The following is a 14270-nucleotide window of genomic DNA, read 5'->3' on the forward strand; positions in this document are numbered from 1 at the left end:
GCGGATATTGTAGCATAATTGTAGATTACCTAAAAATTAATAGCTTTATGCAAAGTTCCAACTTATAGCTTAAACTTTTTTATCGATTAATACACCATTTTTTTAAAAAATTATTTACAAATAGATGACGTTTGTAGCACGTTGAAAGTTGCAGAAAAAACACAAAACCCCGCTTCTCGACAAGGAGAAACAGGGTTTTGTTTGGTACCATCAAATACAAAATGATAGAATGCGTGCAAATAAATTTGCAGTGCTAATCGCAAACTATAAGAATGTAGAAAGTAACCAATACTATTCAAGTTTTAAATGCAGGCTCTGACATTGCGTCATATTCAAAGTTAAACTGCACTTTTAATAATAGGCTAATTCATAATTTATCACAAGTAATGCGATGCTATGTTCACTTGCGTCAATTAGCTTGTCATCATCTTGATTGTGTTAAACAATTAGCGTACTTCAACCCAACCGTTTTTAATTGCTGTCACTACAGCTTGAGTACGGTCATTTACGTTCATTTTTTGTAAAATGCTTGATACGTGGTTTTTAACTGTTTTTTCTGAGATGTATAAAGTTTCACCAATTGCACGATTACTTTGACCATCAGTTAATAATTGCAATACTTCACATTCACGTTTAGTTAATAAATGGAATGGACGACGAATTTCAGTTTGATGGAATGAACCTTTGTTTTCGCGTTCGCTTAAACGACGGTACTCAGCAACTAAGTTTTTAGTTACTTTCGGATGTAAGTAAGAACCACCAGAAGCTACGATTTTGATAGCTTCAACGATTTCGTCAGCATCCATTTCTTTTAACATATAACCAAGAGCGCCTGATTTTAATGCGTGAGATACATATGATTCATCATCATGGATAGAAAGCATGATAACTTTCGCATCTGCATATTTCTCTAAAAGTTCTGCTGTTGCTTCAACACCATTTTTTTGAGGCATATTAATATCCATTAATACAACATCTGGATTATACTCTTCATAAAGTTGGACAACATCAGTACCGTCATCGCCTTCTGCTACTACGTCGAATGTATCTTCAAAATCTAAAATGCGTTTTACTCCTTCGCGGAATAATTGGTGATCATCTACTATTATTATTTTTGTCATATAAAATCCTCCTATTTAATACTACTTTAATTCTTTTGTTCATGATTTAGTGGAATTTTGAATATGATTCGAGTTCCATGATTAATCTCAGAAATCATTTCCATTTCTCCGCTAAGTAATTCTACGCGTTCGCGCATACCAATTAAACCGAATGAATTTTTTTTCACAATATTAGTATCGAATCCTACACCATTATCCTTTATAGTTATATTGGCATGTTCTTCCAACCATTCGAATTTAACCCATACTTCAAGTGCTTTACCATGTTTTATAGCGTTATTTACGCATTCTTGTACAAGTCGAAAAATGGCTACCTCATAATTTGTCCCCATTCTTCTTTGCTCACCCATTGACTGAAAATGGATTGTAGTACCTTTATTATACTCTTCAACTGAAGAAAGGTATTTCTTTAGTGTTGGAATTATACCTAGGTCATCTAAAGCCATTGGACGTAAATCGTAAATAATGCGTCTTACTTCATGTAATGCATCGCGCACCATATCTTTTAATTGTAGTATCTCTTGTAATGCTTTTTCTACCCCTCGTTCTTGGTACGTGCGATTGATTAAATCTGTGCGAAGTAATACATTGGCTAACATTTGTGCAGGTCCATCGTGAATCTCTCGAGAAATACGTTTACGTTCATCTTCTGTTGCTTCGATGATCTTAATCGTAAAGTCTTCTTTCATCTTCGCATTTTCGAGTGCTGGACCGACATGCTTCAAATCAAAGGTCAAATAATTTAATACGACATTTACTTGGTTTACGAGATGATTTGCTTTTTCAATCGTATCAAGTAAATTGCGCATCCTTCTTTCAAGGTCATCTCTTTTCTCACGTAGCTGCTTTTCTTCAGCTTGGACAACAGAATGACGTATTTGAAGTTGATTTGCTTGATCGTATGCTTTATGGATTTCTGCTTCAGAATAAGTTTGGAAGTTTTTTGATACTTCCGCTAATCTTCCTCTAGCAAATTTCGTTTTGGTCTCTAAAATGTCATTTTCAGTGATTACATCAGCGATTTTTTCACGAACTTCTTCCAGTTCGATTTTCATTTCTTCAAATGTTTGTCTACTCTGTTCACTGATCGTAAAAATATCACTTTTAGATTCGTCTATTGTTTTTACCATTCGATTAAAAATTAAATCTAATGATTTTATATCAATTTTGTCTCCCACCATACCAAACCCCTTACAAATTGTGCTACATTTTGAAGAAGTAATGAGCATATATTATAATTATATATATGAACCTATTTTCCTGCATCACAAAGTTAATTATAGCATTTTTATGATTTTTTTTTATTAAAATTTCGTGTCAACTAGATGTCAAAAATAAATTGATTTATTTAAGGAGTTTACCATGAGAGAAAACTATTATACACTAAAAAGCTTCGGAACAGATGAAATAATCATCTCAAAATCGAGATTTATCGCGCATTGCGAGCGAGCAGAGACTGAAGAAGAAGCCATTGCATTTATAAATAAGATAAAAAAAGAGCATCATTCCGCAACACATAATTGTTCAGCTTATCTAATTGGCGAACACAATCAAATTCAAAAAGCGAATGATGATGGTGAACCTAGTGGTACGGCCGGAGTACCTATGCTTGAAGTATTGAAAAAACAAAATTTGAAAGATACTGTTGTTGTAGTGACTCGTTACTTTGGAGGCATTAAATTGGGAGCTGGTGGTTTGGTCCGTGCTTACGGCAAATCAACTACCGTTGGAATTGAAGCTGCAACAGTTGTTGAACGTCGCCTTCATAGTTTGATGAAAGTTTCCGTTAGCTATACATGGTTAGGAAAAGTAGAAAATGCTATTCGCAATTCTTCTTATATATTAGATAACATTGAATATACCGATGATGTCGATTTTTATACCTTTGTACCAAAAGAGGAAGTAGAAGACTTTACGAATTGGATAATTGAAATGACTAATGGGCAATGTAAAGTAAATTGTAATAAGCAAGAATTTTTAGAATTCGACAAGCAGTAATATAAATTTAATTTTACTGTTACAAAACTGCATAGTATAATATAATTCGCTATACATTTACATTCGAAACTTTTTGGATACGCCATACGTCCAATATTTATATATAGCATTTATTCCTAATTTAGAGGAGATCGTGTATGACTAATTTAAGAATGGGCCAAAGAAAAAAGAAGCCCTCAAAGAAAAAACTGATATTACGCACTTTTTTAATTCTGATTGGCCTTATGGTTGTCTCAACTGGCACGTACGCATATTGGTTAACAAAAAAAGCAGAAGAAGCTGCAAATAATGCATATGACAAAGATAATACACGTTTAAAGTCGGATTTACGTGAATCGGTCGTAAAGCCAATGACAGATAATGTTTCTATTCTATTTGTCGGAATCGACGATAGTGAAAAACGCGGTCAAGGTTCAGAACATTCCCGTTCTGATGCATTATTACTAGCAACGTTAAATAATAAATCGAAATCCGTAAAGTTACTAAGTATTCCTCGCGACTCATATGTTTATATTCCTTATGTAGACAGAAAAGATAAAATTACGCACGCACATCTTGGGGGTACGAACGCAACAATTGACACTGTTGAGAATTTATTAAACGTTCCGGTTGATTATTATTACCGCTTAAACTTCGATGCATTTATCGAAATCGTTGATGCTCTTGGTGGTGTTGAAGTAGATGTTCCATATGAACTTCATGAACTTGATGAAAATGATAAGCGTACAGTAAACCTAAAACCGGGGTTACAAACGGTAAATGGTCGTGAAGCTTTAGCCCTTGCAAGAACGCGTAAACAAGATAGCGATATTCAACGTGGTGAACGCCAACAAATGATTTTAGCTGCTATCCTGAAAAAAGCATCTTCCGTTACATCATTTACTAAATACGATAACATTCTTGAAGCCGTTGGTAACAACATGAAAACAAATATGACTTTCAATGAAATGAAATCATTCTTTGAATACATTAAAGGTGGTATGCCAAATGTAGAATCATTGTCCCTTAAAGGTAATGATGATACTTCTACTGGTATTTACTACTACCAATTAGACGAGCCTGCATTAACAGAAACACAAAACATCTTACGTGCTCAACTTGGCCTAACAGATAGTAACCTAGTTGATAATTCAGGTGAGACAGATAATGCAGCAGACTCAAATAATGCTGAAGGCTCTGGCTATAATTCAGATTACAAATCGAACTATCAATCAGACAACAATAATAATCAATAATCACGAAAATCCCTTAGTCATATTCGACTAAGGGATTTTTTTATATTCTTCAAGGAGAATTTGTTAAGTAAATGAATTAGTATCACCTCAACCAAACATAACTAACCTGTATGTACTTTAATGTGAACAATGATACGGCCCCACTTTAATCCATAATTACTCTAGAATGATATCTATCTCTAAAAAAAAGACGATATCGCAGTCATCCCTGCAATATCGTCTTTTATTATTTACTTTTATTACGTACTAAGTTTAATAGCGGTCTATAATTTGACCCTGCTAGTCCGATAATTTCTACAAATAATTCAATTGCAATAAGCAATACGGTTATAAGTAGAATACCTCCCCATAGCTTAGCCATAGAGAAGACGATCGCTGCTAAACCAAACATCGATGCAATACCGTAAATAATTATAACAGTTTGACGATGTGTGAAACCAACATTTAATAAGCAATGATGTAAATGTGATTTATCTGGCGAAAATGGTGGTTGTTTATTTAATAGGCGTCGTAAAATCGCAAAGAATGTATCTGAGATTGGAACACCTAGCATGATAATTGGAATAACAAGTGAAACAAATGTAACGTTTTTGAACCCAAGTAATGCTAAAACGGAAATCATGAAGCCCAGGAACAGCGCCCCAGTATCCCCCATGAAAATTTTCGCAGGATGGAAATTGTAAAATAAAAACCCAATAGTACTCACAGCTAACAATGTAGCCATGATAATAACAAATGTATCTCCCATGATAAAAGCCATTCCAGCAAGTGTGATCAACGCAATGGTTGAAACACCAGCAGCAAGACCGTCTAGTCCATCAATTAGATTAATCGCATTCGTAATACCTACAATCCAAATAATCGTCACTGGTATACTTAAGAAACCAAAATCAAGTTCACCATTACTGAATGGAAGGTTGATGGTATCAATTTGAATTCCACCAAAAAATATTACGATTGTAGCAGCAATTAGCTGACCAAATAATTTAGCCTTCGCTGAAATCTCAAACATATCATCAAGGACGCCTGTCACAATAATGACAAAGCTCCCAATTAATAGAGGAAGCATTGCTTCATGCATAGGTCGTAAAATCAATATCCCTATGAGGAATGCTAGATAGATGGCTAAGCCACCAAGTCTCGGCATAATATCAGCATGCACTTTTCGATAATTTGGACGATCGACCGCACCAACACGAAATGCTAGTCGCTTCACAAGTGGAGTCAGTAAAATTGAAGCTATGAATGCTACAATCCATGCAAGGTATGTCATACCCTTCCTCCTTAATAACTCTTATCATTTATATTTTATAGATGCAGAAAATATGCATCCAATATATTTACAATTTATTTACAATGTATTATAGCATGAATTACTAGAAAACACACTTCGTTTAACCGAAATTATTACTTTCTTATACTCTAGTCAATTCTTTTATAGGACGACGATTCCCTTTAAATAGTTCCCACTTTCACAGAAAAAATCTCCCAACAATGCAGTTAGGAGAAGCATTACGGCATTTTGTTAATATTGTACCCCCCTCCTAGGAAGGCTAAACATTTTTCCACATATTACATTTAACTGGACATTTCAAACTTCGTTGTTGATTGACGCATAGTCATCGCTTGATCAGAGACGTCATGAATACGTGCCGACAACAATTCAATAGTTGATAAATTATCGCTTAAAAACAAGGTTGTCTCTTCAATATGCTCAGTATTTTGAAAAATAGCGTCATTTAACTGGTGAATCAAGGTTTTAGTACTTTCCTTTTCTTTTTCTACAGTTTGTATTTGTCTGGACATCGCTTTAAATTGTCCCAGTGTATCGCCTATATATTGTATGATAATCGTCATTTGCTGTGCCGCATTTTGAATTGCTGTTGCACTTTCTTCTGATGTTATGAGACCTGCGTTAAAAGTATTCGCCATTGTTGCGCCTTGCACAGTTATATCATCGGACAAATTATGAATATTGTGAGCAGCATTCGAAACTTCCTCTGCTAATTTACGAACTTCCTCTGCTACAACAGCGAACCCCTTCCCTGCTTCACCAGAGCGCGCCGCTTCAATTTCGGCATTCAACGCTAACAAATGCGTTTGTTTGGCAATTTGTTTTACTGAAAGAGAGACACGGACAATTTCATCAGTACGCTTTTGCAAAAGTATTCTTTCCTGCTCTGCTTCTATTAGAAGTTGCTGTAATCCAGTCATTTTACTTACAGCTTCAGTCATCGAAACACTACTATCTTCTAAATATTGTTCCGCTTGTAGCCCCTTTACTGACAGTTGCTCTACTTGACCAACCATTTGTTGCAAATTATCTGAGAAGCGTTCCATAAAAGCGACAATACCATCAGATGAATATTGCTGTGCTTTTGCATTTTGTAAAGACTCCTTAAGTGAGACTGAAACTATTTTGGATCCCTCTAAAGATTGTACTGAATAATTTTGTAGTACATGACTGTCATTTGATATTTCATGTGCTGACGATTTTATTATTTGAAGCATCTCTACAAGTTGATGTTTCATATGATTCATCGCTGTCGATACTTGTCCTATCTCGTCATTCGTATGTATAGGTAAATCTACAACGTTCAAATTTCCTTTTGAAATACTTTCTGCTGTTTGTGCAACTAATTCAAGTTGTTGGCGAATTTGGCGATTTGTGATCACCATTAATATGGTCGATATAGCTACCGCCAGTAGGAATGACACACATAATACGATTAATGTTCTTCGCTGGCTTTCATTCATATTTTGCAAAATCTGTTCACGTTCCGTTGACGCTCCTGCCCGAATTGTGTTTAATTTTTTTTCTATATTGTCATACGATTGATATACCGAGTTAAGTTGACGTCGTTTTGCGATATTGTCTTTTTTCGCAACTGATACTTTCAAGCGCTTTATGTATAATTCATGAATCCTATTTAGTTCCACTTCGATTGCTTCCGAGTCTCGTTGTTGCACTACATTCCCTGATTTCTTCAGTAAACTTTCAAGAGTAGACATCGAAGCCCCATACGAAGCATCATGCTTAGCTAGCGGATCCCCTGCATAATGGATAATTGCAATATATAATGTACTGAATTCCTTTGATAACATATCTATGTCATTAATACTTTTCGATAAACTATCTAATTCTTGAGACCATTTTCTATTCTCGTTTACTTGAAAAGTAAGTGTGATTGTCATAATGGCAAATAACAGCAAAGTAATACTAAGTGAAAGAAAATACTTCTTTCTTAGGTCCATTTTATTCCATATAAACATATATATTCCCCCTTAAGGACAATCTAGCATAGAAAATAGACTAAAAGTTTCATTATACAAAAACTTAACAGTTCCTTTACACTATCTCCATAAACGTTTTCCGTTAAATGAAAGCGCTTTATTACTATAAAGAGCTCGATTAAGAAAAAACCTACTAGCTTGTCTTTTTTTAAGGTTCCATTCTTAACATATTCATGTTAAAGTTGTTTAGTAACTTTTATAACTTTTGTAATTAGAATTTTCAGATTACAAAGATTATTTATCAGACGGAAAATCAGTGTTGTGTTTTCATAGATGAAATCATTACGCAAGAAATTTTTAAAGGAGCCTTATTTATGAAGAACAAATCTTTATCACTTGGGGAGCAAGTTGCAGTAGGTTTAATGCTATTTGCATTATTCTTAGGTGCAGGAAATATTATCTTCCCTCCGCAATTAGGACAACAAGCTGGTGAATCATTTAGTTTAGCAATGCTTGGTTTTTTAATCACCGGTGTTGGTTTACCACTGATTGGTGTTATCACTGTTGCTAAAGCTGGCGGACAATTACAAGATATGGCCGGTAAAGTTCACCCTATATTTGGAATCGTATTTACTTCAATCGTCTATTTAGCAATTGGACCATTCTTCGCAATTCCACGTACTGGTACAGTATCTTATGAAATTGGTGTCTCACCATTTTTATCAGATGCGATGCGTGAATCTTCTATTCCGTTATTGATTTCTACAATCGTTTTCTTCGGAATAACAACATTCTTTGCACTAAATCCAACTAAATTAGTTGACCGTGTTGGTAAAATCCTTACTCCAATACTTCTATTAGTAATTGCTCTTTTAGCAGCAAAAAGTATTATTACACCTATGGACGGTCCCGGTGAAGCAGTTGGTAAATATACTACGCAGCCATTTACAGAAGGTTTCCTACAAGGATACTTAACAATGGACTTCTTAGCAGCTTTAATATTCGGAATTGTAATTATACAAGCCTTACATTCCAAAGGTGTAACAGATAATAAAAAGATTGTTAAAACAACTATTTTCGCTGCATGTATTGCCGCAGCTGGTTTAGCTTTAGTTTATATTTCTTTAGGTTATATTGGAGCATCAAGCTTCCAAACAATTGGCGCTCAAGGTAGTGGTGCTGAAATTATTGCAAAATCTGCAAACGTTCTTTACGGTGATTTTGGTAATATTCTATTGTCAGCAGTTATCTTACTTGCTTGTTTAACTACTTCAATTGGTTTATTAACAGCATCATCTCAATTCTTTACAAAACTTTTCCCTAAAGTTTCGTATCCAGTTTTTGTTTTCATTTTCGCGATTTTCAGTACGGCTATTTCGAACTTTGGTTTAGAGCAACTAATTTCGATCTCTTTACCAGTACTATTGGCTATCTATCCAATTGCCATCGTGTTAATGAGCTTAGCTTTAATCGATAAATTCTTTAATGGTGCATCAATTGTTTACACTGTTGCATTAATCGCTACCGCACTAGTTAGTGTATATGACGGTTTACATGCAGCAAAATTAGATATCCCAGCATATGCAGACCTATTAAGTCACTTACCTCTTTATGCAGAAGGTATTGGTTGGTTAGTACCTGCAATAGTTGGAACAATCATTGGTTGGATTATTTCATTATTTATAAGAAAATAAGCTATTTTATATCAACTTACCCAGAGCTTCGTGCTCTGGGTATTTTTGTGTTTATGCGACTTAAATACTCTGGTTATTCTAAAAATATAGTATTTTCTATATTTTTTATCTATTATTCAACCCTTGAATCTATCTCAAATTGTGATATGTTATATAAGTTATTGATATAGATTAAGATTTTTATATAAAAAAGGGGTGTGACGCATATGGGGTGGTTTGAAGGTATTTCTTCTATATTACTCATATTGCTAGTCGTATTAGTTGTTATTCCATTAATTTCAGTAGTATTTTTATATTTCCTTGACCGTCATCAAAAGCAACACGCTATTCTAAGAAACTTTCCTATTTTAGGAAGAATGAGATATATCCTTGAAAAGGTTGGTCCTGAGTTCCGTCAATACTTATTTGACGATGATCACGACGGGAAACCGTTTAATCGCGAAGATTTTTTACATATTGTATTACCTGGGAAATACTTAGGAAACGTGATTGGATTCGGCTCAAAACGTGATTTTAATGAAGCAGGGTTTTATATTCGTAATGCAATGTTTACGAAACAAGTGGATGAATTACATGTGGATTCAGAAGAACGTATTCATACAAAGAAATATGTAATGGATGCGGACAATTTATTTTCACGTAAAGAACATACTGAAGAAGTTGATATCAATCCATGGTTATTGTCAGAAGATGATGCTGTTGTAATCGGTGCTAATTGCCGTGAGCCTTTTCACGTTCGTAGTTTAGTTGGTCAATCTGCTATGAGTTATGGTGCACTTGGCAAAAATGCCATCACTGCGTTATCAAAAGGAATTGGTATGGCAAAAGGGTCTTGGATGAATACTGGTGAAGGTGGTATTTCAGAGCACCATTTAGCAGGTAAAACGGATTTAATTGCTCAAATTGGCTCAGGTCTCTTTGGTTATCGTACAAAAGATGGCGAATTCAGTTGGGATAAGCTCGCTGAAAAAGCAGCTATGCCTCATGTAAAAGCATTTGAACTAAAATTGGCGCAAGGTGCTAAAACACGTGGTGGTCACGTTGAAGCGGAAAAAGTAACAGAAGAAATTGCTAATATCCGTAATATTGAACCATTTGTCACGATTAATAGCCCAAACCGCTTCCGTCAATTTGATGACTTCCCTACTCTATTTGACTTCATCGAAAAGATTAGAGAACATGGTGGACTGCCAGTAGGTATTAAAATTGTAGTGGGTAGCCCGCAAGATGCGGATGAATTAGCTGCTTATATAAAGGAATCTGGAAAAGGTCCTGATTTCATTTCAATTGATGGTGCTGAAGGTGGTACTGGTGCTACATTCCAAGATTTAGCTGATGGTGTAGGCCTACCTATCCATTCTGGCCTAGTGTTATTACAAGATGCATTGGTTCGCCACGGTGTACGTGATCGTGTGAAGATCATCGCATCCGGAAAAATAATTACACCTGACCGTGCAGCTGTCATGCTTGCTTTAGGTGCAGATTTAATCAATATAGCACGAGGCTTTATGATATCAGTTGGCTGTATTATGGCACAGCGATGTCATTCAAATGATTGTCCAGCAGGTGTGGCAACAACGAATCCTAAGTTACAAAATGGATTAATCGTTGATGAAAAAAAATACCGTGTAACAAACTATATTGTTTCAATGCGTGAAGGTCTTTTCCGTGTAGCAGCTGCTGCAGGACTTGATTCTCCAACAAAATTAAATAGTGAACATATTGTTTATAAAGATGCATATGGTCGCGTATTCTCCGTTGAGGATATAGAGAAAAAATAAAATGGCTTTGAGAGAAAGCATTTCGCATTTGCGGAATGCTTTTTTTATACAAAAAAACCGCTTAAAAAGCGGTCTATTGTTATTAATCTATATTTGCCATCTCTATTAAAGCTACTCTTTCAACAGCTTCTGCTACCGATTTGTGGACGTTTGGGTCTAGCGGGTGTGGTACAAGGTCACCGTTTCGCGTTGCGTCTACAATGGCATTAGCGGCAGCTAATAACATTGGGTACGTAATACTTTTAACATTAGCATTTAATGCCCCTCTGAAAATCCCAGGGAAGCCTAATACATTATTAACAAGGCGTCCATCAGCAGCGTATGAAGCTCCAGCAGCAATTGCATCTTCAGGAGTGATTTCTGGATATGGATTTGAAAGAGCTAAAATGATTTGTCCTTCACGTACCATTGTCGGTTGAATCAGACCTGATACCCCTGTCGTTGCAATGACGATATCACATTTTGCCATCGTTTCTTCAACTGAATCCACTACCGTTCCGCCAAAACTACGCAAGCGTAATAATGCACTCTCTTGTCGATCAGTGCCACATACTTCCTTCACACCATAAGCCATTAGCATACGACAAATTGCCAATCCTGCTGCACCGAGACCAATTTGACCAACAACAGCATCTTTCAATTCAACTCCTGCATAACGACAAGCCGATATTACTGCAGCTAAAGTAACAACAGCTGTTCCATGCTGATCATCATGCATAACAGGGATTGATAGATCAGCTTTTAAACGCTCTTCAATTTCGAAACAATGTGGTGAACCAATATCCTCTAATAAAATACCCCCAAAACCTTTTGCTATATGTTTGACGGTTTCAACTACTTCATCAGGATTGCTTGTATCGAGTAAGATTGGAATACCACTAATACCGGCAAATTGATCAAATAATACTGCCTTCCCTTCCATTACTGGCATACCTGCAACTGGTCCAATATTCCCCAAACCTAAAATGGCTGTACCATCGGTAACGATGGCAACAGTATTACCAATGCTCGTGTAATAATGTGCTTTTTCAGGTTCTCTTTGAATTTCTTGGCAAACGTTCGCCACACCCGGTGTATAAATTCGACGTAAATCACTTAATGAGCGCACGTCTACGCGACTCGTCATATGTATTTTTCCGCCCTCATGTGCTTTCATAACGTCATCCGAAACTGAACGGACGTGAATATTATCATCTATATTATTAATCGCTTCTACAATCTGATTAAGCTGAGCTATATCTGCACAAGTACATGAAATATCACGAATTGTAGATAATGTTCCGATTTTCATTGTTTTGATATCACCAATATCACCGCCAATTGAGCCAATTGCTGTAGCAACCTTTGCCAAATTACCAGGTACAGATGGTGTTTCTACTATTAAATTACGAATAATGCTTTGAACGTTCAATTTCTTTCCTCCCAAATTTGAAAACGCTTTTATGTTTATGGAGTTTATGATACTACTCTATATGCTACACGTAAATACGTTTACCTATAAAAAATCATAAAAAAACTAACTTATTCGCAAATTGAGGTTGTTTTTACTATTTTTTTCTACTTTCAAGTCTTTTACAAATGCATTATATCTTTAAGTTACATTACAGTTACTTTCATTTTTTACTCCTCAATGCAGAAAAACGCATGAATTTAAATTCATGCGTTTTCGCGAAGATATCAAAAGTTTATAGTCTCTTCATATCCAAACAATGCAAATCACTGAAATTTAGTCCATTCGACAACCAACTCCCACTTCTATCTATAATCTCTTCTACAATCGTCCTTTTACTCTCTATTATCTATGACATTTTCTGCAGCAACTCTTGAAGTTCTTCCAAGAAAGCTACTGATTTCGACATTTACTACGGTAAACTGATAGATTCCTTAATAATTTCACCCCACTTTATATAAACTTTCTACCTTCCATTTCTATGAACGATCAACCTTTTTTACGACTCTTCATTTTTTCTTCACGTATTTGCTTCATAATCCGATCTCTCCTTTTTTTTATACCGCCTATTGTTAGTCCTTCCATAACCGCTAATTCGTCATAGCTGTATCCTTTTATATACAATAGGATGAGTAACTGTAAATCCTTAGTAGGTAGTGATTCTAATATAGTATCTAGTATGTGGGTGTCTGACTTCTCTACATGATTGTTTTTTATTAGTACTTCTAACGTATCTGATTCGGCAGGTATATTTCGATCTTCATTGCGCGATTCTTTCTTCAATTCATCTAAAACTGCACCTTGAATACATCGGTAGGCATACGGAGCAAAGTCACCTCGACTGTCTTCATATTTTGTCCACGCTTTCCACAGTCCGATACGTGCTGCTTGTCTATATAGCTCGTGATCTCGATAAATACGACAGCGGTTCATAATACTTGTAATCATTGGTTCAAATTGTGCTAAAACAATTTCAAATTGGTCCATTAGATGGCCTTTCTAGTTGTGCACAACGCTTTGTATTCCCGGGTACTACTTATCGTATATGGAATTATCGTTCAGGACGAATGACTATAGTTAAAGTTTACTACACCAAATTTAACGTATACCTTACTATAAATTCATTAATAATTTATAATATTTGGAAATTATACAATATTATGTTGATTTCAGTTGGTTATTTTCGTATGATGGATGAAAATGTGAGGTGTTTGATGATGTTTGATAAGGATTTAGATTTAATCACTACCAATTCATTCGTTTTATCCCCCTTATTTGAAGGAGAAATGAAGTCGAAGGTAATGACTAGAGATGGATATTTATACTCGACTTTAACGCCTATTCAACTACTCGAAAAAATCTGTATTCGCCATGGTTCTACTTTTCAAGGTCGGATAGATGCTGTGAAGGAGCTTCTCGGTTATTCAAAAAAGCTCCCACTTTATATCGGCGAAGGTATTTACGCATACCCGACACGATCACCTTATCACCCTGAGTGTGTATGGGTGTTTTATCATAGTTATCGTTATGAGGCATATAGTAAAGGACAAACAATTCTTTATTTTGATCACGGTGAAATAGTCATACTGGACATTTCACTACATACTGTTAAAGAACAACAGCAACGATTAGCCTCAATTATTTTATCTTTACGTTTTAATAAGCAGCAAACATTAATTCGTCGAAAGTGATATCAAAAAAGCTCCTTTTCATGAGAAATGCGAGCTTTTTTATTATTTAAATATATTGTTAAAAGC

11 protein-coding genes are annotated in these 14270 nt (G+C 35.4%); 5 read left to right on the forward strand and 6 right to left on the reverse strand.

What is annotated here, in order from left to right; translation table 11 throughout:
• Positions 1-446: 446 nt before the first annotated feature.
• On the reverse strand, positions 447-1121 hold the full coding sequence (locus AMD00_RS14900; protein WP_053417790.1) for a response regulator: 675 nt from the start codon (positions 1119-1121) through the stop codon (positions 447-449).
• 26 nt (positions 1122-1147) lie between these two features.
• Entirely contained in the window at positions 1148-2302 is a 1155-nt protein-coding gene (locus AMD00_RS14905) for a sensor histidine kinase (RefSeq protein WP_053417791.1), read from the reverse strand.
• Positions 2303-2483: 181 nt separating this feature from the next.
• Here AMD00_RS14905 and AMD00_RS14910 point away from each other — a divergent pair, with 181 nt between their 5' ends.
• Both AMD00_RS14910 and AMD00_RS14915 read left to right on the forward strand, forming a co-directional pair.
• On the forward strand, positions 2484-3119 hold the full coding sequence (locus AMD00_RS14910; protein ID WP_053417792.1) for a YigZ family protein: 636 nt from the start codon (positions 2484-2486) through the stop codon (positions 3117-3119).
• A gap of 137 nt (positions 3120-3256) precedes the next feature.
• Entirely contained in the window at positions 3257-4354 is a 1098-nt protein-coding gene (locus tag AMD00_RS14915; protein WP_083446243.1) for an LCP family protein, read from the forward strand.
• 226 nt (positions 4355-4580) lie between these two features.
• On the opposite strand, the gene AMD00_RS14920 is transcribed toward AMD00_RS14915, so the two are convergent.
• Positions 4581-5627: a glycosyltransferase family 4 protein gene (locus AMD00_RS14920; RefSeq protein WP_053417793.1), complete on the reverse strand. Its 1047-nt coding sequence runs from the start codon at positions 5625-5627 to the stop codon at positions 4581-4583.
• A gap of 305 nt (positions 5628-5932) precedes the next feature.
• The gene (locus AMD00_RS14925; RefSeq protein WP_053417794.1) at positions 5933-7627 is read right to left on the reverse strand and encodes a methyl-accepting chemotaxis protein; all 1695 of its coding nucleotides are present in this window, start codon (positions 7625-7627) and stop codon (positions 5933-5935) included.
• Between the two features lie 335 nt (positions 7628-7962).
• On the opposite strand from AMD00_RS14925, the gene brnQ reads away from it, so the two are divergent.
• A complete protein-coding gene (gene brnQ, locus AMD00_RS14930; protein ID WP_053417795.1) occupies positions 7963-9282 on the forward strand; it encodes a branched-chain amino acid transport system II carrier protein in 1320 nt (439 codons plus the stop codon).
• 206 nt (positions 9283-9488) lie between these two features.
• Positions 9489-11063, forward strand: coding sequence for an FMN-binding glutamate synthase family protein (locus tag AMD00_RS14935; protein WP_053417796.1), 1575 nt, complete (start codon positions 9489-9491; stop codon positions 11061-11063).
• Positions 11064-11145: 82 nt separating this feature from the next.
• Here the strand turns inward: AMD00_RS14935 and AMD00_RS14940 are convergent, their stop codons facing one another.
• The gene (locus tag AMD00_RS14940) at positions 11146-12474 is read right to left on the reverse strand and encodes an NAD-dependent malic enzyme (RefSeq protein ID WP_053417797.1); all 1329 of its coding nucleotides are present in this window, start codon (positions 12472-12474) and stop codon (positions 11146-11148) included.
• A 528-nt stretch (positions 12475-13002) separates the two neighbouring features.
• A complete protein-coding gene (locus tag AMD00_RS14945) occupies positions 13003-13461 on the reverse strand; it encodes a sigma-70 family RNA polymerase sigma factor (RefSeq protein ID WP_211258651.1) in 459 nt (152 codons plus the stop codon).
• 11 nt (positions 13462-13472) lie between these two features.
• Here AMD00_RS14945 and AMD00_RS14950 point away from each other — a divergent pair, with 11 nt between their 5' ends.
• Positions 13473-14204 carry a competence protein ComK gene (locus AMD00_RS14950; protein WP_083446244.1) on the forward strand — a complete coding sequence of 244 codons (732 nt, stop codon included), beginning with the start codon at positions 13473-13475 and terminating at the stop codon, positions 14202-14204.
• Positions 14205-14270 lie beyond the last annotated feature (66 nt).

Origin of the sequence: Viridibacillus arvi, assembly GCF_001274945.1 — a bacterium.
Taxonomy (GTDB): Bacteria; Bacillota; Bacilli; order Bacillales_A; family Planococcaceae; genus Viridibacillus; species Viridibacillus arvi.